The organism is Natrinema gelatinilyticum (genome assembly GCF_024266705.1).
In the GTDB taxonomy this organism is placed as follows: domain Archaea; phylum Halobacteriota; class Halobacteria; order Halobacteriales; family Natrialbaceae; genus Natrinema; species Natrinema gelatinilyticum.
The window spans coordinates 337,699-361,467 of the sequence record NZ_CP100757.1 but is presented as its reverse complement, the minus strand read 5'-3'; the positions used below and the strand labels follow the sequence as shown (position 1 = coordinate 361,467).

Genomic DNA, 23,769 nt, shown 5'->3' with positions numbered 1-23,769 from the left:
GATAGTCAGTCAGAAAACCGTCGAAAACAGTACGTAAACGAACAACGTCGTCAGGAGCCCGCCCGTGAGCAGGTAGTACACGACCGGGATCAGATTGAGACGAACGACGCGTCCCGTCTCTCCGACCAGCCCAACGGTCGCGAGTGCCGCGATCACGTTGTGGATCGCGATGACGTTGCCGATCGCCGCACCGATCGATTGGGCGCCGACCAGGAGCTGCGTCGGCATCCCGAGGTTCCGGGCGACCTCGAACGAGCCGTCGAAGAGGCACGTGAGAAAACGTCTGAACAGGTGTATGGGTCTGACGCGTGAAGATCCTCGATACGGATCTGTGGGTCTTCGGGTCGCTGCGAACCAGCGAGCAGGCCGCTGAATTGCTTGCCGCAATCGACCGAGGTGAGGCGACGTCGGCGATTAACGCGTACATGGTCCAGAGGCGCTGGCTGCAGGGAGCGCCTCGCTTCCCTCGCGACCGACCATTCGGCTAGATCGCATAGGGGGTGGATGAGAGCAACCTCCTCAGAAACGATTATCGGTTGGCGTGAGAGAGTCCAGAGTGTGACTGATGACATCGCGTATCCCTCCGTTGACCTCATCCTCGGTCTCCACAAGCAGATCGTCGAGGAAGGCGACGCCATGGAACCCGGAGTCCGATCGGAGGACGCGATTGCATCCGCGCTGCAGTACATTTCGGAGAGGTTCTTCGGGCTGAATACCAGTGGATCAGCGTTCTATCTCGCCGCGTGGCACGGTGACGATCCCGAGGTAATCCAAGACCGCCTCGGGCAGATCAGTTCGACCGCCCAGGAGATCATCGATGTCGTCAGCGAGGTGCCCGACGATGAGTGATCGACCGCTTCTGCTCGAGATCGTTAATGCGCTCGAGAAACTGCTCTATTGAAAATGCGGTACGGCGGCGGGGTCAGTAGATTTTGAGCCAAAGAATTACGCATTTTGGCCGAGAAGTGACGCGACTTTCTCACCTAATCTGGCGATGCTTGAGGTGATCATCTCGAACCAAATCTATTCTAATCACAATCGCGGGTATTTTACTGAATAGCAACCATCAAAATTGCTGTATCCCCACGCTGTCCCCCATTTTCAATAGAGCAATTTTCCCAGCCCTCTTGGGCTCGTTCGTCGGACTTGTGGAACTCCGGCCGGGCTGTCTTCCAGGACAGCCCGACCTTGGGCATCAGTTGTCGGATGTGGCGTTCGCAGTACTCAACACCAAATTCTTCGAAGAGATAGTGACGCGCTAGTGGGACAGAGCAAGCGGGTGCGTCGTATCCAACTTCTTCGGGAGACTCGTGAAGTACCTCGACAAACTGCTTGTGCTCGTCGTCAGAGAGTTCGGATGGTCTGCCTTCACGCGTATCGTCGTAGACGACTTGCTTGACCGGCTCATCAGCGAGCCAGTCGAGCCGGTCAACCCAGCGAGACAGCCATGGACCGGTGTATCCGTACCGTTCAGCTACCTCTGCCATCGTCGTCTTCTTCGAGGTAGTTGATCACCGCTATCAGCCGCTGTGTCGGCTTCTTGTCCTCGATCTCCGCGAGACTCGCGGAGGTCGTCGAGAGTGGCAGCATCAAGCGTGGCTATACTTCCCAATTACACTCTAGCCTAAAGAATATTCAGCCGCCAGTATCACTTTGCAACGGCACACGAAGAGCGGAGCATCGACTTCGTCGAAACGGTTCTTAAGCAGTCCGCGGACGAAACAACACAAATCAGAACAGCAAGCGATCCTGGGTGGCCGACGTTCGTTGATGCACTTCAAACCGATTAATCGGGAAGGTGGGCCAGATCCTCTCCTACCTCGCGTGCACCGCGGCTCAACTCTGACCGCTCCTACACTTTGACTCCGATCCTCTCGATGGTGATGTCTATGCGACAAATTTCGTACGTCTTCCCGTCGAAATCGATCGTCACCCCGTCCAGGTGAACCGATACGGATTCAATCTCGTAGGTGCGCTCGGCGTCGCCGATCTCGATGTGTGTGTTCTCGATCAGAATATCGATGCTACCGAGTTTCGTGTTGCTCGTCTCCTCGGCGGCCGCGTCACTGTCGTGAGAAGGCGTCGCCGCGGTGAGCCCGCCGGGGACGATCACGAAGACGAGGATTACGACGAGGACTGCTGTGAGTATGTTTACGCCTAAACGCATACGATTGGAGTGTGGTCATAGACATAGAACTAGATTTTGTTTATTGCGTGAAAGTTCCAATCCAAAATATAATATCGAATCATTGGATTGGCAGCGCTGGCGTAGGACAGGCTATTGGTGTTCAACCTTCGACTTGTGAGTATCAGCATCCGTGCAGTGGCAGATTTGAACTGTAAACTGACAGTAACGGTGTGCAAGACTTAGAGGCTGTATACCACAGATCGTATCGATAAGGTGAGGGAGATATTGATCACTACAGCCAAACGTAATAGATTGATACTCCGGTGTGGGAGTTTCAGTGAGGCTACGACAGACGACAGCCATTGACCTCCTCCCGCGCCTAAAGTCGCGGGAATCCCACCATGGGATTTCAGGCCGGACGATTCGACACTAAGGTTTCAAGACGCATACGTTCCAAGCGTCGCCTGCTGGGTGTCAGCATCAGCTTGGCTGTCTTGCGGGCCGGTCAAACGGCCCCCTTCCTCAGCCGAGTCATCGCTATCCGTGTGTTTTCTTGAATGGCTCTCTCCGCTGAGGTAGCGGTCTGCAATATTGAGCGCGGCGTTGATGTCCGCGTGGGACTCCGAAACCCAACACTTCGAGTTGGAACACTTGAACGTCGCTTGATCGGGCCGGTAGCCCTGTTCCCCGCAACAGTGACACGACTTCGAGGTGTATGCGGGATTCACCGTCTCCACACGAATCCCCTTCTCGGCGGCCTTGTACTGGATCTGAGCGTGCATCTTTGCGAAGCCCCATCCGTGGAGCCGCCGGTTCATGAACGCGCCGTAGTCCAGATTCTCCCGGATGTGCGTCAGATCTTCGAGGACCAACACAGGATTCTCGAATTGGTCGGCGTAGGCAACGACTTCCGACGTGACTGTGTGGAGAATGTCGTCAATCTGTCGCCAAAGCGAATCGCCATAGGACTCTGCGATACGTTCGCTTCCGCGTTTCTGAAGGCGTCGAGTCGCCGTGAAGTACGTCTCACGGAGTTGTCGGACTCGCTTTCCTTCGTCGTTCCAGAGGTTGGGTGTAGCCGGGGAGCCGCGTTCGTCACGGTGACACACCGTTAACAAAGAAGCTTCCCCGATGTCTACCCCAATCGGCGTCTCGTCCGCCGAACTGGTTCGTTCCTCCACGTCTCGCGTTGCGACAACATGCAAGTACCACTCACACCCCGGTCGAACAGCCGACACTCGCCCATCTTCGCGTCTCCCGCGTGCAACGCTTCCAGCCACTCCCGCTGTTCGGGATTCGGTTGTGCGGGGAGCCACAGGTTATAGTCGTCGTGGTGCGGGATTTTGACATACCACTCGATTGCGTTCTGTGGCTTGTGGTTGAGCTTCGGCCCCTCGTTCGTGAACCGAACGGGATGGTCGCCGTGAAGCTCTTTCGCGTCGTAACTTCCGCCACAGAGTTGTGGGACGTACTTCTTGAGCGCGTTCTTCGCGTACCCCGAAAGATCGTAGTTGACCACCACATCGTTCGCTTCGGTCTGTGTGGTGCAATTGGCGTTGAACGCGGCTTCGAGAGCGTCTTGGTACGCCCGTTTTGTTTCGTAGAGTTTGTGGTGCTTGTGGGCGGTCGGTTCCACAAGCTTGAGTTCAAGCGTTTCGGTAAGTTCAGTCACATGTCACCCTCCCTGTGTCGCTGGATATAGTCTTGAACCGTCTCGCTTGAAACGCGTCCTGCTGTTCCCGCGTAGTAGCCACGTGCCCACTTAATTTTCTCGCCGTCGTGGTCGGCGTAGCGGTGGTTGTATTTCCGCGAACTGATTCCTTTGAACCAGTTGGCAAGGAGTGAAGGCGCGTGCTTCGGTGGGCTACTCACGAAAAGGTGAACGTGGTCGGATTGGACCGTGAGATCGATTATCTCCAACCCTTTCTCGTTGGCGATCTCGTGGAGGATTCGACGCACACGGTCGGCGACCTCATTAACCAGTACCGAATTTCGGAACTTGGGCAACCACACTATGTGGTAGTTAAGGTTGTAGGTCGCATGCCGTGTGGTTTTCATCCGTACCACACACTATGGTCAGAAACTATCTTAAAGCTGCTGAAGAGTGTAGGAAATCCAGCGGTTCGTAGCAACGTGGTTCGGACACGCTATGTCTACCGCTCGACCCGCGCCTGAAGACGCGGGTATGCGCTCGCACTATGTATCAGCCTCGGATTTCGATCCCAAATTCGGGAACGCAGCAACAGATTACGAACGGTACCGTGCCACGTACCCATCCGAATTATTCGATCGATTGAAAGCGGTTGGGGTCGGAACGGAGAATCAACGAGTCCTCGACCTCGGCACCGGAACCGGATTTCTTGCTCGGGAACTACGCCAACGTGGGAGTAGCGTCATCGGCGTTGATCTCGATAGGGAGTTGCTCGCTGTTGCTCGTCGTGCGAGTAGAGAAGAGGCTGATAATACAGAGTACATTTGGGCGAGGGCTGAACAGATACCGATTCGAGAGAACAGCGTCGATGTCGTGACCGCGGGCCAGTGTTGGCACTGGTTCGATCGTGACCACGTCTGTTCCGAAGTGCAGCGCGTTATTACGTCTGGCGGCACAATCGTCATCACGCATTTTGATTGGCTACCGAGGAACAGGAACGTCGTTGATGAAACGGAACAGTTGATCCTCGATTGGAATTCCGATTGGCCGGGAGCTGGTGGAACCGGCTTCTATCCGGACTGGACGCGCGATCTATCCAAGGCCGAGTTTCAAAACATTGAGACGTTCTCGTTCGAGACTACCATCGAGTATTCACACGACGCGTGGCGTGGGCGCATTCGGGCGAGCGCTGGAGTCGGAGGTTCGTTATCTGAGGAAGAAATCCGGGAGTTTGATGAGCAACTCGACGACCACCTGAAATCGTCGTTTCCCGACGAGCCGATCGAAGTCCCTCACCGATCGTTCACCGTCATCTGTACGGCCCCATGAGTGTTGAGTTCGCGTCCCTACCGTCAGTCTATTTCGTGAGTTTGATCCGAGGGCGAACCTCAGTCGTTCGCTGATCACATACTCTAAGTCTTGCACGCCGTTACTGTTAGTTCACAGTTATAATTATACACTGACAGCACGAATGTTCCAATCATCTCTCGTCACCGCGCTCTCTGAGAGGTGTGCCGACACAGAGGACAACTCCGAAGTCACCACAATCGCGAGTTCTGCTCTACCGCCGGAAGCCTTATCTTGAATTATCCATAATTCATAATTGAAATGGCGCACTCACCACCTCGGTCTGGCCAGCCGCCCATCCAACAGCTCCAGACGGTCGCCGATCTCCTCGAGACGCCAACGCTGGCTCGGATTTACGCTCATATCTTGCACCACGACCTCGTCACCGTTTCCGAGATCGTCGACGAACTCGACATCCCCCAGGGAACTGCGTACGACTATATTCAGAAACTCGAAACAGCTGGCTTAGTGGAAAAAACTCGAGAGCAACGTCCATACGAATACGACGCCGAGTCCATTTCACTCACACTCTCGACTAACGGAGAGACCCAAACGATCACGCCGACACTTATCGCAGCCATTGCTCGCCGCGCCGAAGACGATGACATCGACGTCTACATCGAGCGGCATGGTCTCGATGGCCTGGCAGTCGCACTCGAGTACGCCTACGAGTACGTCGATGGAACGGTCAACCATCGAATCGCAGCCCGAGAACTCGACCTCTCCCCGCTTGAGGCGGAGATTATCCTTCAGGCGCTAGAGCCAGTCGCCATCGAGTACGCCGACACGAGCCGGTCGCGAGCGAACGCGGATTGATTGTTGTGATGTACAACAACGCTTATAGTGTTGTGGAGACTAACAACAATTGATGGCCGAAGGTGATGATGGGACGACGCGTCTCCTCAAGCTAACTGAGGACTTCGGCGACACATACGTCGAAGTCGAGGCGTGGTCAGTGCCAGAGTCAGATCGGTATCCGGAAGGGGTGAAATACTCATTCCAGTACGGAAAGACGGCCAGTGAGACGGTCATCCGATACGACAACTTCCCGGACCATCCCGACGTCGGACGGCACCACAAACACCGCTCAAGTGACCCTGACGACGTCGTAACGGTGGACTTCAACGGCTTAGAGTCGCTGTTTAAACGATTCAAGCAAGAGGTGAAAGATTATGGCGAACCCTGGTAACAGCAACAGTAAGAGCAAGACAAACGGCGAGCGTACGATGCATATCCGGTTCCAAAGTGGCGACGAGCAGGGAATGCTCGAGACGCTTCGCGCACTCGATCGCGGCGAGAGACCCGAGCCGCATCTCGAGGTTGTGTTTCACGATCCCGACGACCTTCACCGCGTAGTCCGCCCGAAGAACCTCGAGTTACTTCGGAGTATCGTCCAACACGAACCAGAGAGTATTCGCGAGACCGCTCGGCTTGTTGAACGTGACGTCCGACAGGTCCACACGAATCTTGAGGAGCTTGAGGAGTTGCACCTGCTCGAATTTGAGCAAGCCGGCCGATCGAAGAAACCGACGGTATGGTACGACTCGATCGAGCTTGATCTGTCGCTCACCGATGCTGATTCCGAGGCAGCACGGGCGTGAGTCACTCAGACGCTATCTATAATCACTATCCAACTACCAGAAAAGAAGATTGACCGTTGCCTTATTAGAGCGTGTCATACAATGGTTCCCAACAAGCAGTATTCACCGTCTTGCTGTCGAGCAACACCCATGACTGCCAAATCTCATAGGGTCACACGCGAATTGTAGGCTGTATGATCGCGAGGGAAAGGGTATGAGACGTATTCTATGACACGCTGTCAAGTTTGTACTCGTTAGTATATGCTTCTTAGGTCCACATCCACAAAACGACTGACCCACCGCGATCGCGGTTGTACGTGTGGTTTCGTTACGTGCTGGTTTCTCGTTCGATCGGTCGACGTCGGTCCGAACTCGAGACGGAGGGAGAAGTGGGTTCCGAGGACATCAGGTGTCACTGGCTCTCGAGAAGACACCTTTGACACTTGCAGCCCCATCGAACACATACGTGGTCACTCTCACGCGAGAGCCACGATGACGGCTGGTGTAACGAGAAAAGAATCGAGTGTGCCCATTCTTGAGAATTGCTCGAGATCATCGCAAAAACGAATCGTCGACCATTGACAGACGTGACGAAACGAAGCAAAACCATGCCTATCTGGTCGAGAAAAATCGGTTGCTAAGAGATCGTATCAATGACCTCGAGGCCACGGTTGAAAAAAAAGAGGAGCGAATTACCGAACTTGAGGAAGAGATCGAACAGCTCAAAGTCGACCTCGCAGCAGTAACCGGGAAGCAGGCACGGGAACTGGTGAACGAGCTGTTACAACAAAGGAAGGCGATAATAATACGAAGGTAGCATCAGTGTGGGGGATGACGAAACGGGTGTTCAGGAAGGATCCTAAGTGCAGCTTCAACCATGAACGTGTGAGTAGATCATCCTCCGATCAAACTGCCAGTTCCAACTCATTTTTCGGAAGCCCTGCAAGATACAGGGCGCAAATGTGGCACGAGATCGTGACCGATCTCCGAAAGTAGTATTCGCTCAGTAAAGCAGGTGTATTTATGAGGAATCGTTCTGTGACATAAGCCGTCCGACCTGAATCTTCTACTCGTTCGACAGCGTGTACAGCGTATGGAAGACGAACCATCGACCGGCGAATCCTCCACTTATTGCAGGTGGATGCGCGAGGCAAGCGTGATACGGACATCGCTGAGGACACAGACGTGACCGGCACGACCGTTGGGAATCGCATCGAACGCCTTGAAGACCGAGGCATCATCCGGGGCTACCACCCCGACATCGACTACGAACGGGCCGGATATCCACTTGTCATCCAGTTCGTTGGCACTGTCCCCGTCACGGATCGGAAACCCATCGCTGAGCAAGCCCTCGACGTGCTGGGTGTTGTGGATGTGAAACAGTTGCTCGCCGGGGAACGAAACATTCAGATTCAGGCCGTGGCCGAATCGACCGACCGTATCGAACAAATCACCGAGGAACTGGACGACATCGGACTGCAGATTCATCGAAGCGACATCGTCTCCGAGCAAACCACCCAACCGTGGAACCATTTCCACATCGAGATCACCGAAGACGAAGAGTAGCTCGACCACACATAGGCTACTTGTAATCTTCAACTATGTCTGCCTGTATCACGATGATTCCAGCACCATATTTTGGAATTCAAATCAACCTGGGCGAATGCCTTGTAGAGGTCAATTCCATACAATTAACAGATAAAAAACACTTATGGAGTTAGCGCGTGTGCATTGATCTGTGACTGGGCGACTCGATACCGGAGACCTAAATCGGACGTTCGATTTGCTCCGGCATCCACGACGGCGGTACGTCCTGTACTACCTAACCAACCATTCCGATCCAGTGGAAGTGAATACCCTTACCTCGGAACTCGCCACGTGGGAAGCCAACGATACTGGTATGACCGTCACCGACGAGACTGTCGAGAGCATTCAGGCTACGCTCCATCATATACACCTTCCCAAACTCACAGACACGGGTGTCGTCACGGTCGATTCTGAGTCACGGACTGTCGAACTCCGTGAAACGGATGGCCTCGACACCTTCTTGACCGACGCGGTAGACATCGAGTGGAACAACCAGATCGCCGCTGACGATTGAACGTCGCCGAGTTTACGGTAGGCTGAATTCGGAGTCTCGAATACGACCGTCTCTTAGGGTCTGTGCCGGGTGTTAATCAGTAGAAAAATGACGAGACCACCTCAGAAATAATTTTATACTGAACACGATAGATACGCAAACCTACCGAACTGCTGTTCAGTAGATTGGTCGTGAAATAAACGAAGGCGCCGTGCTGAACCCATTCTCTAAGTCTTGCACGCCGTTACTGTCAGTTCACAGTTCAACTCTGCCACTGCACGGATGCTGATACTCACCAGTCGAAGGGTGAAACACCACTAAGCGACGTCAAATCGGCACCGTGACAATCGTCATTCCCCGAGAAAGCTGCTGGGCCCCGAACTGATTCAGAGAGACGGATATCGTCCGAGTGCCAGAGCTCCAAAGACTGTGATGTCCACCACAAAGCAACTCATCTCCAGGTTCCAACATTGACTTGGACTATCGTTCGTACTGTCGGAATAAATTCCTATTTCCGTAGCCTATTTAACTACTGGTGATTGAGAATATCCATGGGCAGTCAAAATATCCAGAACGGCGCCTCACTCGAATTGCCAGTTCCCGTCCCCTCTGATGATCTCTTCAGACACAGTTGCGCTGATGACATCCTTGCGTTACTCGTCGACAATCCTTATACATCGTTTGGCATCCGAGACCTGAGTCGAGCAACAGACCACCCTCACCGAAGCATTTCATCGGCAGTTGACGACCTGAAAGCGGTTGGGTTCGTCGAAATCGAGCATGCGGGCCGGAAAAAGCTTGTTCGGATCAATCGTTCCCGTCTGAGTAAACCCGATGATCCGATCATCCAGATCCCACAAGAGGAATTTCAGGCCCCTGTCCGAGAACTCGTCATGAAGTTAACTGACCAGATAGCGGATATCCACGGAATCGTCCTCTTTGGCAGTGTTGCCCGTGGAGAGGCTGATCGACGGAGCGATATCGATTGCTTTGTCCTCGTCGAAGAGACACAGGCAACAGCACAACAAACCGCCCACGAACTTACGTCAGAATTGAACGAGAAGGCCTTCGATGGTGACCGCTACAGATTCCATATCCTTGTGGAATCCATCGAGACCGCTCACCGCTACGGAGATCGATTGCAGGAGATCTTCGCGACTGGACTCACACTTAGCACATCAGAGACTCTCACACAGCTCAAAGAGGAGGTGCTGACAAATGGACGATAGCTACGTTGATGATGCACTCACCGACGCCAAAGTAGCGTTCCAGCAAACCCATGGACATACTGCCGAATCTGATCTCAATGTCTCTGATGCTAGTCTCGTTCAACTGCGGAAGGCCTGTCGACTTCTCGAAGCAGCGCGAACCCTGCGTGAGCAAAACGGATACTACACTGTTGTTATCGAAGCGTCGTTCGTAGCTGTCGAACGTAGTATTCAGTTTTACCTACTCCATCGAGGATATGCATCTGCGGAGGACTTGCGCTACGAACATACTGCAGTGTACCAGCAAGGTGCAGAGGTAAACCTGTTCAGCGAGGCGTTTGCCGATCGTCTTATCCAACTCTGGAAACAGAACCGAGCTGAGGTGTACTATCGCGAGACGGTCGCCAGCGCCGAGCAAGCCGATGCCATGCTGTCGCTGGCCAGAGCGGTTCATCAATATATTTTGAATTTTGCCTCGCTTCGGTACGAGTGTGTCTGTTCTCGATAATGTGTGAAAGAACTCACGTACGAGTCCTAACTGCTCAGTATGCAGCTGTAGTGTGCGGATGGGGCACTGAAACAACTGCGATGGAGTCGATCCCAGTGAGCGGCTTTCAAAGGGGGTCTCCGAGGACATCAGGTGTCTCTCGGACAACGTTGTAGCCTTTCCAGCCCACGTGCTCCAGCATGAGTTATCAGGAAGCAATCCTCATGATCATCGCCACAGAGGGGCAGGCAACGGCAACACGGGCGTTCGACATCGAACTCTGGAAGGAATCTCCGAACGACCCTGATCGTGATTCCGATTCGCTCCTCGCTACGTTCACCGACGATCTGGTGGAGACCACTGAAACGACCCGCCGCTGAGTCCTCGCGGGTCCACTGTCAGAGGACTCTCGGCGATACCGTTTCCCAGCCTTTTCTACCGCGAGGCACTATAGAGAGCACCGATGGGACGGGAGCCGACACTTACCGAGGCAGCAGTCCGTGACCTCGCACGCCCGCAGTCATATGATCGGGGCGAGGACTACTACGAGCACGGTGCCGTCCGCGAGGTCATCCGCCGTGGCAGTCACCTGCGAGCGGCAGTCGAGGGAAGCCAGTACGCCCCTTATCAGGTGCGGATCGAACTCGATGAGACCGGCATCGTTGACACGACCTGTTCCTGCCCGTACGATCACGGCGGGATCTGTAAGCATCGCGTTGCCGTCCTCTTGACGTACATTCGCGATCACGACGAGATCAGTCAGCGCCCACTCGTCTCCGAACTGATCGCGGAGACAGATCCAGAGGAACTCCAGGACCTCCTCGTTGATCTCGTTGAGCGTCACCCCGAACTCGCAGAGTGGGTCGAAACTCGACTCGAGACAGTCCGATCGGAAAACATAGCCGATCATCCCTGCGACCAGCGTCCAGACATCAATCGGGACTCAATCCGACGTCAAGTCCAGTATTTTCTCCAGCCCTCGGACAGGCATGGAACCCGGACCCACGATCCGTATGCGGCGGTCGAAACCGATGTCGAAGCGCTTGGAGAGATACTCAGGCAAGCGTGGGCTGCTCTCGAGGGTGGCGACGACGAGACGGCATTGAATGTTCTCGAACCGCTGGCAGACGAACTGATGGACGAGGAGTGGCTGCCCCTTTCGTACGACGATTCCCAGGGGATCTTCGAGTTTTTCGACGAGGTCGACCAAGCACTGGCCGAAGCACTACTCACGGCCGATCTCTCTGAATCAGAGCGTGATGACTGGGAAAGGAGACTCTGGACCTGGGAACAGGAGATGGGGAGCTATACAGATCGACCACCGTACAGCGTCGCCCTTGAGGCGGCCCAGCGAGGCTGGGATTTCGAGCCAGTCCAGCAGGCGATGCGGGGAAACAGCAGCGACGCTGACCTCTGGGAGGGAGATCCACCGTGGTACGCCGAGGACCTCATCAGAGCCCGCCTCAATGTTCTCGAACGCCAAGACCGCATCGACGAGTACCTGAATCTAGCCAAGGCAGCCGACCTGATCGACGCGTACGTTACTATGCTCGTAGTGGATGGTCGTATCGACGAGGCAATCGAGTACGGTCAGCACAATCTGCGCTCGCCCAACGAGACACTCACACTGGCTAAAACACTTCGGAAACACGACCAGCCAGAGGCAGCGCTGGAGATTGCCCAGCACGGATTGATCCTGGACGGAAGCGGGAAGGCGGAGCTGGCCGAGTGGCTCCGCGACCGAGCCAGCAGCATGGGTGAACAGGACATCGCGCTCGAAGCAGCCGTCGCCGCGTTCAAAGCCTCGCCATCGCTTGTGGCCTACCAGGCGACAGAGGAACTCGCAGGCGACGATTGGAACGCTGTTCGCGAGCAATTACTGGATGCTCTCGTAGACCGAGACACTAATCAGCAGGTTGCGCAACAACACGTCGATATTCTTCTGTACGCGGGACGGTACGATGAGGCCATTGCCATCGCAGACCACTTTTCGGACTACAAGGTGGTCAAGCCGGTCGTCGAAGCCGTCTGGGACGAGCATCCACAGTGGACGATCGATGCCTGCAAAGAGCAGGCCGAACCGATCATCGAAGACGGACAGTCACAGCGGTATCGACACGCCGTGGAGTGGCTGGAGACCGCTGGGAAAGCGGCTGACGCCGCGGATGAACTCGATGAGTGGCACACCTACGTTGAAGAGCTACGGGACGAACACTACCGGAAGTACAAGCTTCGGCCAATGCTGGAGGAATTGCTTGAAAAGTTCGAAACACGATAGTTCAAAGGGTTATCCAAGGACATCAGGTGTCACTGGCTCTCGAGAAATGCTGTAGGGACGCAATCGAGTATCGAAAACGGTCACGCCGGTGTAACGTCTGGGGAGCGGTGGCCGATCGGAAGATCGATATCGATCTCGTCATACCAGACGATAGGACGTTTCGCGCGACCATTCTGTTCGAGTTCGACGAGGCCGTAGTCCGCGAGTTCGTTGATGTTGTCAGTAACTTCTGGCGGATGACGATCGACAGTCCTCGCGAGTTCACGAATACTGTCTGGTTCGTGATCTGCGATCGCTTCGAGCAGTTTCAGATTCGTTGGTCGGAAGATCCGACCGAACGTCTCAAGATCTTCTACCGAAAGTGTCGACGGTTTCGGAGGAACGCTCTCGCCGGCATCGAGAGCGGCGAGCGTGTCTTCAAGATCGCTGCGATCGGACGACGAGTTGATTCGGACGTGAAGTGTTCGGGTCATGGATTCTGTGGGTCGGTGGTTACCAATCGGCTCGTTTTTCGTACGGGAGTGCTGTAAGCCCCGTGCGATACAGTGTTTGCAAGCCTGGGAAGTCGGTTTCGAATGTTCGGGACCCCAGATGCAATTCGTGAACGCCATGGTGGTTATCGAATCGAATGAATGGGTCCTCGTCGCCAGCGTTGCCGTAGTGGAAGGCGTATTTAATCCCTTCCGGGAATTTCGTCGATTTCGGTATCGAAAGAACGCGGACGCGAGCGACAGTCCCATCTGCATAGGCTTCGATCTCATCACGAACGACGGTGACGTCATCGTTCATCCCCGATTGTTAGTATACTCCCTAACATCATAACTGTTAGGGAACGGACTAACATATGCAGCGGGGATGGAAAACCTCTCAAGGGGTGTAATTGCCTGGAAAGTTGATCGAAAATCAGCATCAACCGCGGGGATCGTCGGTTCATAGTTGTGGTGCTCGAATGCCAGGACAGACTATTGATCCGGATTAGCTGGGGCGTGCCCTGTCGCGTACTGTTCAGCCATTTCGACCACATCGTAGACGTGAATCCCAGTTTTGAACCATAGCACACGATCAGCGACACTCCCGAAATCTTCGCTGGCACACTCCAGTCGCTCCGAAACCGCCAACACAAAGTTCTCAGACTCCACCTGCTGGATCTTCTCCAGCTTCGACTCCAAATATTCCGGCGTCCAGAAGCCGACGATTTCGAGAATCGCCCGCCGCCCATCGGGATGTTCGAGTGCGAAGTCGGGAATCATCACCTCGGCACCGAGGTCGAAGACGTCATCCTCGCGTACGAGTTCCCAGTCCGTGTTCGCTCGGTCCCACTTTTGGGCGAGCGTCTGTTCGACGTCACTATCGAACCGCTTACCAGCGCGGTAATGCGAATTGAGGCCTTCGCTCTGATCGAGTGTGAACTGCCGTGTCTCGCTGGTCGCCTCGTCCATGATAATTTCAGCGGCCATTTCCCACCGCTCACAGAGGGGTAACGCTGGCAGGAAGTTCGCCATGCGAATCCCATACTTTTGTGACTTCGAGAACAGCGATGCCGGCCCATCTAACACTGCCTCATACCCTGTGGCCTGATCCGTGCTCTCGACGCGATCGCCATCGGTGTCAATCGGATAGATGCGATGCATTAGCCCGAACAGCTTTACGTAGCTGAACACCGTCCCGAAGTGGTCCCACACACGAATCCGCATTTCCGTGGCATCGTAGAGGACCGCCTGGGCGAGCGCAAGATTGTATCGAGTCAGCAGCCAGTCGACGGTGAGGTCGGTGTGCTCGTATTCCTCGGCACTGCTGCCAGTCAAATTCGTCGTTGACGTCGACGTATCACCGGTACTCTTGTATCGGTCGGCCGTCCGCGTGCCGATTCGGACGAGCCGCTTGTTGTCTTCCAGGTCGGCGTACATCCCACGATAGCAGTCTTGGAGCGAGATCCCGAGTTCGTCGGCCACTGCACTATACACTTCCAGTTTCTGTGTGTCCTCTCCGAGCGTCGGCTGGCGGACGATGGGATATCGCTCGTTGGCTTTCTCGAGGAGCCGCCGCCGAATCTCTCGTGGGTCAACCGACGCGACGACTTCGAACTCACACTCGTCTTTAAGGAGCTTCGCCAGTCCTTGAACGATTTTGTAGTCGGTATCTGCAACGGTCAGCTCGTCGATTGCGTTTTCGAGGTCGCCCTTCGGCTCGTCGAGGTGGTCCTCGAACAGCTTGATGAGTTCTCGTGCCGTCTCACGATAGCGCGCTTCAGATGGATCGATGAACAGCGGTGTGACCGTCTCGTCGGTCGTACGCGACCGCGCAAGGTTTGCGGTCAGCACTACGCGTTCACCCCCTCTCGACGGCGCTGGGAGACGTACGTCTCCATCGTGTCCGCAGCAATAATCTCGTACAGACGTGCTGGCTGGCGGTCGTCCGTGGGCCGGAGGATCCGCCCGAGTCGCTGGGCATACTGGCGTTTCGAAGCACTTCCCGAGAGAATGATCCCGACGTTCGCGGCTGGCACGTCGATCCCTTCGTCGAGGACTTGGGACGTGACGAGCATCGCGTACTCCCCAGTTCGAAACCGCTCGAGAATCTCGGTGCGTTCGTCGGTCTTGGTCTGGTGCGTGATACAGGGGACAATGAACTCCTGAGAGATCTCGTAGGCGAAGTCGTTGTTCGCGGTGAAGATGATGGCTCGGTCGTTGTGGTGGCGCTTGATGAGATTGTCGAGCGTGTCGAGTTTCTTCGTCGCTGTCCGGGCGATTCGCTCGGCGCGCTGCTTGGCGATGAGCGCCCGCCGTCCTTGGGGGTCGTAGGAGGTGCGCTTGAGGAACTCCTGGTAGCCGCGTTCCTTCCAGAGATCGAAGTCGTGGCTGTCGACGTAGTCGCGATAGATCTGGTACTCCTCGTCATACGTCTCGTGTTCGTCGGCCGTGAGGTCGACCGACATGTGGATTGTCTCGTACTCGCTGAGGTATTCACCGGCGAGTTCGTCGACGTGCTCCCGATAGACGACGGGGCCGAGAAGATCCTCGAGGAGTTCGTGCTTGCCATCGGGGCGCTCGTAGGTCGCCGTGAGGCCGAGGCGATACGGCGCGATCATCATTTCGGGTATCTGTTGGTAGGTCGGAGCTGGCAGGTGATGTTCTTCGTCGACGACGAGCAGGCCGAACTGATTGCCGTACTCGTTGACGTATCGATAGGCGCTGTCGTAGGTAGTGACCGTGATCGCGGTGACCTCGTGACTGCCGCCGCCGAGGACGCCGATCGGCTGTGAGAGCTGGTCGCCGAAGGCGTTGGTGAGCGTAGCGTGCCATTGGTTCATGAGGTCGATCGTTGGAGTTACGACCAGCGCACTGACGCCGGCATCGGCAATAGCCTGCAGCCCGAGGAACGTCTTCCCGCTGCCCGTCGGGAGCACGACGCTGCCTCGCCGCTCGTGCTCGCGCCAGGCGTCGAGCGCGGCCTGTTGATAGTCGCGTGGTTCGATGTGAAGCGCCGGTGTGAGCTCGAGAGCAGGATAGGCTCGTGCGACATCTTCAAGAGCGTGAGCGAAGCCGTCCTGAAGCGTTGCCTGTTTGTTTCCGTCGGCCCAAGCGCCCGCCCATTCGAGGAGGGGGCGATATCGGTACGCTTGCATTCGGTACTCGTCAACGCGGCCGTCCCACTCCGCATGGGGGATATCGTCGGGGGCATCACGGAGCAGGAGCGTCCCGTCGTCGAATTCGACTCGCATTCAGTGCCGAAACAGAGGTCTTCGATTGGATTCAATATATGGGTTCCTCGGGTCCCATCGATGCGTGCGTCTGTCCTTCTACGGTTGGGAATAGTTCTATCGTTCCGGAGCAACGGTTGTCAGCGGCTGAGCCAGTACTGCCAGTCTGCGATCGCTTGTTTCGTATCACGACTGGCTTTGACAGGCTCCAGTTGCTCCAGTGGCACGCCAAGTTCTCTGTTCATCCATTCTATAATTACGAACATCTGGCTGAGAGTCGGTTCGGCCGGGGACATCCCAACCACGTGTGCTGTTTCGCCTTCTTCCAGAGGCGACTCCTCTCGCTCGGTGATACACCGTGCTTCGAAGGGAAAGTCCATTGTGTCATCCAGATACGCGTACCACCCCATCGCCTGCTCCTCCGGACTGTAGGTATCAACGTTGACACCTTGCGGAACGGTGCAGAACGGACGACCACAACTGAGAGGTATTGATATCGGGCCTCCCGATGTCGCCGCACCGTCCGGTCGTTTTTGCAAGAATAAATTTCTATAACATCTTCTAATTATCTATTTATTTATATACTTCACAACTACTGTATGTGTCAGAAATTCAACTCAATCAAATTTAAATAACTGATCGTTGGCGTCCGAAATGGACCATGTCCGACGACACTGGTGGTCACGAACGCAGAGACGGTACCGAGAGCGAAGATCGCCGACAGTTTCTCAAGTTGGCGGGCGTGACCGGGACTGCCGGGACGGCAGGAATCGTCGGTTCCAACGGTGTTCTCAGCGCACTCGCCGCAGAAGGCGATGGCGACGACGAGGGGGTCGAGATCGAGGTCCTTCAGGGGCAGATGCCGATCGAGGCAAGCCGGTCGACGTTGCGCCCGAGGCGCTGCTCGTCCGAGAGGCGGGCGGGACGGTGACCGACTTCGACGGAAACACCGACCTCGACAGCATCCTCGAGGGGAGCGTCGTCGCCTCGAACGGTGAACTCCACGACGACTTCTTCGACCTGCTCGAGGACTCCGGAAAAGACTGGCTCACTAGACCGATCGACACGCTCAAACGCTAGCCAGCGACCCCGCCCGCCAGGAGGTCGCGCGGTCCGCTGCGGCCTTCGTCCGTAGCGGATAGCGACAGGTAGTAATAAATATATTAAAATAAATTTATAAAATATTTTATTAGTGGGAACATAGTCACCGTCTCATGCAATGTTCGGAATTCCTAACATCGGTCGGCGGACCGTGCTGAAGGCGACGAGCGCAGCGGTACTCGGATCGTACGTCGGCGGCGTTGTGAGCGCGGAGGGTCGCGACGGCGGCAAGTTGCCGGACGACGAGTCGACGACGCTGATTGCGCATCGTGGGTTCGCGGGCGTGTATCCAGAAAACACTGTTGCCGCTATGGAACAGGCCTCCAGAGGGAGGAGCGGCGACGGCGCGGCCAAACGCGGCGCCGAGATGATCGAGATCGACGTGGTGCCCTGCGGCGGGCGCCCCCACGAAGGCGACGATTTCGAGGTCGTGGTCTTCCACGACGACCGGCTTGCTTCGCGCGACGGCGGGGAGCGTGGTCTCACCGACCATGAGAACACGCTCGTGTGGGAGACGCCCTGTTCGGAGGTGCGAACCGCCGAGGTCCTCGAGAGCGGGGAGACAGTGCCGACGCTGCGGGAGGTTCTGTCGGTGATCCCGTCGAGTGTGGCCGTCAACATCGAACTGAAGAATCCAGGCGATACCGACGTTCGATTCGCCGAGAAGCTGGAAGGTGGCGACCTCGAGGACCGGAAAGACGTCTGGCGGCCGTTCACCCGACGCGTGCTCGACATTGCGTCCGAGTTCGAGAATCGCGTCCTCGTGTCGTCGTTCATGGAGGCCGCGCTCGCGACGACGCGCGAGTACGACGCCGACGTCCCGATCGCGTTCCTGTTCTGGGACTCGATCGACGTCGGACTCGAGATTACTAACAAGTACGATTGCGAAGCGCTTCACCCGCCGTACAACATGGTCGCCGGGTCGCCGTTCTTCAACGACTCCTACTACATCGACGACCCCGGATTCGCCGATATCGACCTGATAGAGCGAGCCCACGACGAGGGACGGGCGGTAAACACGTGGACGGTCGGGACCTGGTATCAGGCGGAGCAGCTCGTCGACGCGGGGGTCGACGGAATCATCGCCGACTACCCCGGCGTGCTCGACTGATATGAAACGATGGACTCACCAGAGACGGCTGGTGTCCACGGATAGGTCTGGCCATAGGAATAGAACATCGCCCAACCGGGCTCGATCAGGTCCACAACACGACTAATCTCCCGCGATCGCGGTTGTACGTGTGGTTTCGTTACTAACTGGTCTCTCGTTCGATCGGTCGACGTCGGTCCATGCTCGAGACGGAGCGAGGAGTGGGTTCTGAGGACATCAGGTGTCTCTCGAGCCGAGTGCCCTCACGCGATAAAGGGCCTTGTTATCGATCAGTTCGAATCCGTCCGGGACTATGCCCAAAACGGTACGAATCCTCTTTTTCGGGGCGAATTTTGCGTATTCTTGTCCCGTCGAAAACGAGCGCGTGGTGTGGTGATTGGAGTCAGTATTCACGGCTAGAAGTAATGAAACGAGGTGCGCTACGCGAGGAGTAGGACACCCCCGAAATCTCGACGATCGGCTAACGTTTCGAGAAGGATGGTTTGGACCGTTGCAAACGGCCTTTTGATTCTTTGTTCACCGATCTTGTTCAGATAGCTGAAATCCGAACCACATCCGTGTAAAATAAACTCATTTTGAAGAATTAAACTCCCGAATTCGGCATGTATAGGTGCCAAATCGCAAACGCATATAAATGAGTGAGTAGGGTGGTCGTTAATCCTCTCGACGACGCTCTTCGATCCACTGGCCGAAGCGGACCTTGAGGTCAGCCAACCAGCGTGGGCGACCGATGTAAGTGCCCTCCTTTTCATCATCGTCAGTCATCCTAGTGGTGTTACACGACAGAAGCCAAATTTCACAGTTCCAGCAGTTCACGCGTGACATCTCCTCATCACCGGATAGCGGGACGTCGTAAAGAGGGGGAACCGGAGGTGCTGGTTCCGGGAGTGGGAACCAGAATAACGATTATTCTGATGGGTAGCGAACAACTAGTCATGAATAGCTCATCAAATACCAAGCCAATAGGGAATAGAGTAGCGCTGGGTGCGGGATTCGGAGCCTTCGTCGGTATCTTGGCTGCCCTTCTCGCGAATACCGAGGTCACGTACAGCATCATCTTTGGTGCCGGTGCAGGCACTCTCACTGGACTGCTCACCGGGATGTTCGTCGAGCGTCGGCTTGCCCAAGGGAAGTCCCCGAGTGGACCTGCTATTGGAGCCGGTATCGGTCTCGTGAGCGGGGCGAGCGTCGGGCTCGTCGCTGCTTGGGCGCTAACAGCGAACATTGGTCTAGGCATCATCCTCGGGGCTGGAGCAGGGCTCGTAATTGGGATCTTCCTCGGCAGAATGGTCTATCGGATGCCGAACCAAGGACAGGATATCTCGGAGCTGGTCCCATGACAGAAACGACTATGGAATCGATTCGTGCGTGGTCAGTGAGAGAGGCCGGACAGTTCCTCGGACGTGCAGTGCTGGTCGCTCTCGTCGTGTACCTCGTTGCTCGGCTCCCCGCCAGCAGCGTCGCAGAGGTGTTCGATTCAGCGACGCCCTACTGGGTCGTCGCAGTATTCCTCACGGTCGTCGTCCTCGGGTACGTCGTGGTCCGCTCCCGATGGTCCGGGTGGAAACTCGTTGGTGCGCTGACCCTCCTGTACGCGGGCCTCCAAGTCGTCTCCTTCGTCGAACTCTACCTGTACGAACTCGAAACAGCACAGGTGACGCTCTCGAACGTCGGGTGGAGCCTCCTGAAGGCCCCACTGACCGTTATCGCGGTCGTCGCTGGCTTTGGAGGAGTGCGTGGCGAATCGTCTCCACCGTCCGACGAACGGTTGCAGTTCGGCGTCCGTGAGTGGGCTTGGAAGCTCCCGCTGCTCGCCGGCGTCTTCCTACTTGCCATGATCGCCGGCGGGCTCGTCTTGTTTTCGCCCGTCGCACAGTTTGTCGATCCGCAAGGGTGGGCTAACTACGAGATCCTTGACCCGCCAGCGTGGGTTCTCCCCTTCCAGCTGATTCGGGGTGCGCTGTTCACGGCGTTCCTCCTGCCAATCGTCTATCTCTTCTCTGGCGGCTACCGCGAGACACAGCTGACCGTCGCGCTGGCATTCGCGTGGCTCTTGAGTTGGGGAATGATCATCCCGACGGAGACGATTCCCGGACGGCTCTGGATCGCACACTTCATCGAGGTGTTCATCTCGATGTTCATCTTCGCGCTCCTCCTCGTTCCCGTCGTCTACCGGAGTCACAGCCCGCTAGTTCGACTCACTGGGAAAGAGCGCCCTGAGTCGATATTGTAGGCCGGGGATCATTCCCCGTAAATAACCACGTTTGGCCATCCGGTCTACGACCCCCCAAACCAGGCATGTACTAGCCGACTTACTGGATGTGGCCAGCCTGGCATTGCGGGGAAAATCCAAGACACGATTCCGACTCGCCCAGCGACGGTAGCCCCAGATGTCGACGAGGAATGCGGGCAATCCGTCGAAGAGGACCACGTCGTTGACCAAGCATCTATCATCTGTCCATTGTTGCCCAACCGTCTGTCTGTTAGCGCCACTAGTGCGCTAACCGAACGTATCCACGGCGGATGTTTGCCCGACAGTCTCGGGAGGTGGATTAGGTCAGTCGAGCGCCTGCCGAAAAACTGCTTACGGGTGCCTACATGTGGAGTTGTCGAGCACCTGTAGCTGGTCTTCAGCACGCGGTAGGGTGGAGCCTCCTCCCTCAACGAACGACCGGAGGGAGTGAGTAGGGAGGAGAGGAAACCCGTTCGAGAAGGGTTAAGACACTCAAACCCGTATGGTACTATACTACTGCCATGGCACAAGCCCATGACAGTAGGTGCCACGAGTAAACTGGCACCTGTGGCGCGAGAGTATCGCGTCCGGTACTCGGGAACGACGACCGCGAGCGGGTTCGATCCCCGCCCCCGTTTTGAGGGGAGAGCGTGAGAACACCGGGAATTAAATCGGCGGGACAATCCACGAAACGGGTCCGGTAAATACGAACCGCAGCAACACTTCGGTTCGTTGCCCACTTCGTGGACGGTAAGAGAAAGCCGGGCCGCGTCCATGCATGGGGTCGCGGGGCACAATGTCGTTGCGGCAAAGCCCCGTCCTCAAGGAGTGACCGACCGCCGCAAGGCGGGAGGGAGCGAGTAGGGCAGGGTAGTTTACTCAGTCACGCTGACGCCGCCGAAGGCGACGAACCCAGTCACCACGAGGTCCACTTCGTCGTGTTCTTCTTCACGGCGCGGGCGGTCGTCCTCTGCCGCACCGAATACCGGAATTACATCGATGCGGACGTTCCAATCGCGCGGGACCACCACGTCCACCCCGCCGAACGCGGCGGTCGCGGAGACATGCGCCGGGCGATTCACTATTTCGGCGTCCCGGAGGTCGAGTTCCGTGCCACCGAAGAGTGCCGTCAGATCTGCGCCCGCGAACGACTGGGAGGTAGAGCGTTTCTCGTTCCCGCCGAAGAACGCTAGCGCCGAGACGTAGTCGTCGGCAACGGTGTGGACTCGGGCGCGGTAGCGCGCCAACACGACTGAGAGGCCGAAGACGATGACGAATACGGGCCACAGCGGCGCGAGATCCGCGAACTCCAGTACGCCGAGCGCGACAAGCTGCGAGCCCCCGGCGAGCAAGATAATGATAGCAGGTCCGACGATGTTCCGGAAGTCGCTGGCGATCAGCGCGTACAGCGCCACGAGGACAAACAGTGACGGGAGGTACGTCAATAGATTGCTGGTGTCGAGTACTCCGGTCGTTTCCAGCAAGAGCAGTACGCCGAGGAGGATGACGAGTCCTCCGAAGATTGTTTGGCTCGTCGGCCTGCGTCTGACCTGTTGAGATTGAGTGTCTGTAGTCATGCCTATTTGTACGACGGGGAAACTGATATGCACGTTGCAGTTTCTTGGTTTTCGGCGGCTGGACTGCTTTCCATCACTTATCCAATGCCGCCGTACTCTATTGTAGACCAGAAATCGGCCATGCCCCCACGTATCTCGACTTGGGTGAGAAGACAGCTGGTTTTCGCGTTCTACGTCTTGGCTGCACTTCGTTTTCTACCTGCTAGAACTACGGTCATTCGTTATCATCCCTAACACCCGCTGTAGGTAGGGAATTTATCACATACCTCTGCATACCTCAATCGAGGTGACAACCGTGGAGAACCGTTCCCGAACCAGTGAACTACCCTGCCCTACCGCGCTCGGGCTTACCCAGCCCTCGCTTGTTACGGACAGGGCTTCCTGCTTCGGTGTCGGAACGTGCAGGGAACGTCCCCACAGCGGTTCCAGACTCCACAGGCGGCTTCCCTTGACAGGTGGTTCGGAGTGTCCCACTCCTACCGGTTCGACACTCGGCCACAACCGACGATGCACGCTTGTTGTCGCGTGTGAACACCGCCGGAGGCGTGGTGAGCATCTTATTCTCACCTTCGACCGAAGGGATAATAAGGGTGCCGATTCACACGAAACCAAGACGTGCGGGCGTTGTATCCCCTCCCTGCTCGCTTCGCTCGCTGAGGAAGGGGGCTTAGCGCCCTCAATTACAGCTAACTACCCGGTAGAGACATCTCGTCGGAGATTACTTCTCGTGGGGTTTGTCGGGTGGATCGCTACTCTCGGAGTCGATGTATTCCTGAATGCAGGCGTGTTTGCTTGGGTCTTCTTCGAACCCAGTCCCTTCCTCCTCCCTCCAGAAGAGTTGTTCCTTCGTATTCCACTGGGATATCTCTCTTTTCTCCTGATTACTGGTCTCGTCGTGTGGCTCATATCTAGTCGATCGATCACTGGCTGGCGTGCCGGTGCACGGTTCGGAGTGTTCCTGGGAGCGGTCATCCACGGTGCGGGCGTGCTCGGTATGGCCTCCGTCTCGACTGCCTCCGTCTCGCTGCTCGCGGCCTGGTTCGTCGGCCAGACGCTCCAGACCGGAGTCGTTGGAGCGGTCGTCGGGCAGGGCTTTGCAACGTCGAATCTCCGTCGCCTCGGACTCCATGTCGTCGTGCTGGATATCGTTCTCATCGGGACAACCTTCGCGTTACAATCCCTTGAGATAGTTCCGAACACACCGTAACACGCTGGAGGGTCTCGAATCGTGAGATGGGAATCAAGAACGACTTGTCTGGGCCGGATTGCCCGTTATCGTTATAGCGCC

The 23,769-nt window shown here is 56.3% G+C and carries 26 protein-coding genes and 4 pseudogenes; 19 read left to right on the top strand and 11 right to left on the bottom strand.

Annotated features, from left to right (window positions below; all coding sequences use genetic code 11):
* Positions 1-9: 9 nt before the first annotated feature.
* Positions 10-252 (bottom strand): annotated as a pseudogene (locus NJU76_RS19795) (L-lactate permease); the annotation flags it as partial.
* A 56-nt stretch (positions 253-308) separates the two neighbouring features.
* Between NJU76_RS19795 and NJU76_RS19790 the strand changes: the two are divergent.
* Together NJU76_RS19790 and NJU76_RS19785 are read left to right on the top strand one after the other, a co-directional pair.
* Positions 309-488, top strand: a complete 180-nt coding sequence (locus NJU76_RS19790) for a hypothetical protein (protein ID WP_254533958.1) — start codon at positions 309-311, stop codon at positions 486-488.
* A 181-nt stretch (positions 489-669) separates the two neighbouring features.
* Positions 670-849 (top strand): annotated as a pseudogene (locus NJU76_RS19785) (DUF955 domain-containing protein); the annotation flags it as partial.
* Positions 850-1,115: 266 nt separating this feature from the next.
* On the opposite strand, the pseudogene NJU76_RS19780 reads toward NJU76_RS19785, so the two are convergent.
* The 4 genes and pseudogenes from NJU76_RS19780 to tnpA form a co-directional block, all read right to left on the bottom strand.
* A pseudogene (locus NJU76_RS19780) lies at positions 1,116-1,603 on the bottom strand (winged helix-turn-helix domain-containing protein); the annotation flags it as partial.
* A gap of 249 nt (positions 1,604-1,852) precedes the next feature.
* Entirely contained in the window at positions 1,853-2,167 is a 315-nt protein-coding gene (locus tag NJU76_RS19775) for a hypothetical protein (protein ID WP_254533523.1), read from the bottom strand.
* A 398-nt stretch (positions 2,168-2,565) separates the two neighbouring features.
* Positions 2,566-3,800: pseudogene (locus NJU76_RS19770) on the bottom strand (RNA-guided endonuclease InsQ/TnpB family protein).
* On the bottom strand, positions 3,797-4,186 hold the full coding sequence (tnpA, locus tag NJU76_RS19765; RefSeq protein ID WP_254532804.1) for an IS200/IS605 family transposase: 390 nt from the start codon (positions 4,184-4,186) through the stop codon (positions 3,797-3,799). The pseudogene NJU76_RS19770 and the gene tnpA overlap by 4 nt, the downstream one beginning before the upstream one ends.
* A 91-nt stretch (positions 4,187-4,277) precedes the next feature.
* Here tnpA and NJU76_RS19760 point away from each other — a divergent pair, with 91 nt between their 5' ends.
* From NJU76_RS19760 to NJU76_RS19710, 11 genes are all read left to right on the top strand, one after another.
* A complete protein-coding gene (locus NJU76_RS19760) occupies positions 4,278-5,108 on the top strand; it encodes a class I SAM-dependent methyltransferase (RefSeq protein WP_254533522.1) in 831 nt (276 codons plus the stop codon).
* Between the two features lie 279 nt (positions 5,109-5,387).
* Complete coding sequence (locus NJU76_RS19755; protein ID WP_254533521.1) at positions 5,388-5,942, top strand: winged helix-turn-helix domain-containing protein; 555 nt, start codon at positions 5,388-5,390, stop codon at positions 5,940-5,942.
* A 52-nt stretch (positions 5,943-5,994) separates the two neighbouring features.
* Positions 5,995-6,315, top strand: a complete 321-nt coding sequence (locus tag NJU76_RS19750; RefSeq protein ID WP_254533520.1) for a toxin-antitoxin system TumE family protein — start codon at positions 5,995-5,997, stop codon at positions 6,313-6,315.
* Positions 6,299-6,727, top strand: coding sequence for an HVO_A0114 family putative DNA-binding protein (locus NJU76_RS19745; protein WP_254533519.1), 429 nt, complete (start codon positions 6,299-6,301; stop codon positions 6,725-6,727). The genes NJU76_RS19750 and NJU76_RS19745 overlap by 17 nt, the downstream gene beginning before the upstream one ends.
* 502 nt (positions 6,728-7,229) lie before the next feature.
* The gene (locus tag NJU76_RS19740) at positions 7,230-7,523 is read left to right on the top strand and encodes a hypothetical protein (RefSeq protein ID WP_254533518.1); all 294 of its coding nucleotides are present in this window, start codon (positions 7,230-7,232) and stop codon (positions 7,521-7,523) included.
* Positions 7,524-7,813: 290 nt separating this feature from the next.
* The gene (locus tag NJU76_RS19735; protein ID WP_256567110.1) at positions 7,814-8,272 is read left to right on the top strand and encodes an Lrp/AsnC family transcriptional regulator; all 459 of its coding nucleotides are present in this window, start codon (positions 7,814-7,816) and stop codon (positions 8,270-8,272) included.
* A 172-nt stretch (positions 8,273-8,444) separates the two neighbouring features.
* The gene (locus tag NJU76_RS19730; protein WP_254533516.1) at positions 8,445-8,807 is read left to right on the top strand and encodes a DUF7344 domain-containing protein; all 363 of its coding nucleotides are present in this window, start codon (positions 8,445-8,447) and stop codon (positions 8,805-8,807) included.
* A gap of 518 nt (positions 8,808-9,325) precedes the next feature.
* Positions 9,326-10,015, top strand: a complete 690-nt coding sequence (locus NJU76_RS19725) for a nucleotidyltransferase domain-containing protein (protein ID WP_254533515.1) — start codon at positions 9,326-9,328, stop codon at positions 10,013-10,015.
* Positions 10,005-10,502 (top strand): DUF8154 family protein, encoded by a 498-nt coding sequence (locus NJU76_RS19720; RefSeq protein ID WP_254533514.1) that lies wholly within the window; start codon positions 10,005-10,007, stop codon positions 10,500-10,502. The genes NJU76_RS19725 and NJU76_RS19720 overlap by 11 nt, the downstream gene beginning before the upstream one ends.
* A 179-nt stretch (positions 10,503-10,681) precedes the next feature.
* A complete protein-coding gene (locus NJU76_RS19715) occupies positions 10,682-10,861 on the top strand; it encodes a hypothetical protein (RefSeq protein WP_254533513.1) in 180 nt (59 codons plus the stop codon).
* 83 nt (positions 10,862-10,944) lie between these two features.
* A complete protein-coding gene (locus NJU76_RS19710; RefSeq protein WP_254533512.1) occupies positions 10,945-12,759 on the top strand; it encodes an SWIM zinc finger family protein in 1,815 nt (604 codons plus the stop codon).
* 80 nt (positions 12,760-12,839) lie between these two features.
* On the opposite strand, the gene NJU76_RS19705 is transcribed toward NJU76_RS19710, so the two are convergent.
* The 5 genes from NJU76_RS19705 to NJU76_RS19685 form a co-directional block, all read right to left on the bottom strand.
* On the bottom strand, positions 12,840-13,232 hold the full coding sequence (locus tag NJU76_RS19705) for an HVO_A0114 family putative DNA-binding protein (protein WP_254533511.1): 393 nt from the start codon (positions 13,230-13,232) through the stop codon (positions 12,840-12,842).
* Between the two features lie 19 nt (positions 13,233-13,251).
* Positions 13,252-13,548 carry a toxin-antitoxin system TumE family protein gene (locus tag NJU76_RS19700; protein ID WP_254533510.1) on the bottom strand — a complete coding sequence of 99 codons (297 nt, stop codon included), beginning with the start codon at positions 13,546-13,548 and terminating at the stop codon, positions 13,252-13,254.
* Between the two features lie 173 nt (positions 13,549-13,721).
* Positions 13,722-15,080, bottom strand: coding sequence for a DUF790 family protein (locus NJU76_RS19695; RefSeq protein ID WP_254533509.1), 1,359 nt, complete (start codon positions 15,078-15,080; stop codon positions 13,722-13,724).
* Complete coding sequence (locus tag NJU76_RS19690; RefSeq protein ID WP_254533508.1) at positions 15,080-16,480, bottom strand: DEAD/DEAH box helicase family protein; 1,401 nt, start codon at positions 16,478-16,480, stop codon at positions 15,080-15,082. Before NJU76_RS19690 ends, NJU76_RS19695 begins: the two co-directional genes overlap by 1 nt.
* A gap of 119 nt (positions 16,481-16,599) precedes the next feature.
* Positions 16,600-16,950 carry a calcium-binding protein gene (locus NJU76_RS19685; protein WP_256567108.1) on the bottom strand — a complete coding sequence of 117 codons (351 nt, stop codon included), beginning with the start codon at positions 16,948-16,950 and terminating at the stop codon, positions 16,600-16,602.
* Between the two features lie 170 nt (positions 16,951-17,120).
* On the opposite strand from NJU76_RS19685, the gene NJU76_RS19680 reads away from it, so the two are divergent.
* The 5 genes from NJU76_RS19680 to NJU76_RS19660 all read left to right on the top strand — a co-directional run bounded on the left by NJU76_RS19680 (position 17,121) and on the right by NJU76_RS19660 (position 20,904).
* A complete protein-coding gene (locus tag NJU76_RS19680; protein WP_254533506.1) occupies positions 17,121-17,390 on the top strand; it encodes a twin-arginine translocation signal domain-containing protein in 270 nt (89 codons plus the stop codon).
* The gene (locus tag NJU76_RS19675) at positions 17,387-17,539 is read left to right on the top strand and encodes a hypothetical protein (RefSeq protein WP_254533505.1); all 153 of its coding nucleotides are present in this window, start codon (positions 17,387-17,389) and stop codon (positions 17,537-17,539) included. Before NJU76_RS19680 ends, NJU76_RS19675 begins: the two co-directional genes overlap by 4 nt.
* Before the next feature lie 139 nt (positions 17,540-17,678).
* Complete coding sequence (locus tag NJU76_RS19670; protein ID WP_254533504.1) at positions 17,679-18,671, top strand: glycerophosphodiester phosphodiesterase; 993 nt, start codon at positions 17,679-17,681, stop codon at positions 18,669-18,671.
* Positions 18,672-19,606: 935 nt separating this feature from the next.
* Positions 19,607-20,011 carry a hypothetical protein gene (locus NJU76_RS19665; RefSeq protein ID WP_254533503.1) on the top strand — a complete coding sequence of 135 codons (405 nt, stop codon included), beginning with the start codon at positions 19,607-19,609 and terminating at the stop codon, positions 20,009-20,011.
* Positions 20,008-20,904, top strand: a complete 897-nt coding sequence (locus NJU76_RS19660; protein ID WP_254533502.1) for a hypothetical protein — start codon at positions 20,008-20,010, stop codon at positions 20,902-20,904. Before NJU76_RS19665 ends, NJU76_RS19660 begins: the two co-directional genes overlap by 4 nt.
* Positions 20,905-21,779: 875 nt before the next feature.
* On the opposite strand, the gene NJU76_RS19655 is transcribed toward NJU76_RS19660, so the two are convergent.
* The gene (locus tag NJU76_RS19655; protein ID WP_254533501.1) at positions 21,780-22,481 is read right to left on the bottom strand and encodes a LiaF transmembrane domain-containing protein; all 702 of its coding nucleotides are present in this window, start codon (positions 22,479-22,481) and stop codon (positions 21,780-21,782) included.
* A gap of 727 nt (positions 22,482-23,208) precedes the next feature.
* Between NJU76_RS19655 and NJU76_RS19650 the strand changes: the two genes are divergently transcribed.
* Positions 23,209-23,688, top strand: coding sequence for a hypothetical protein (locus NJU76_RS19650; RefSeq protein ID WP_254533500.1), 480 nt, complete (start codon positions 23,209-23,211; stop codon positions 23,686-23,688).
* Positions 23,689-23,769: the final 81 nt, after the last annotated feature.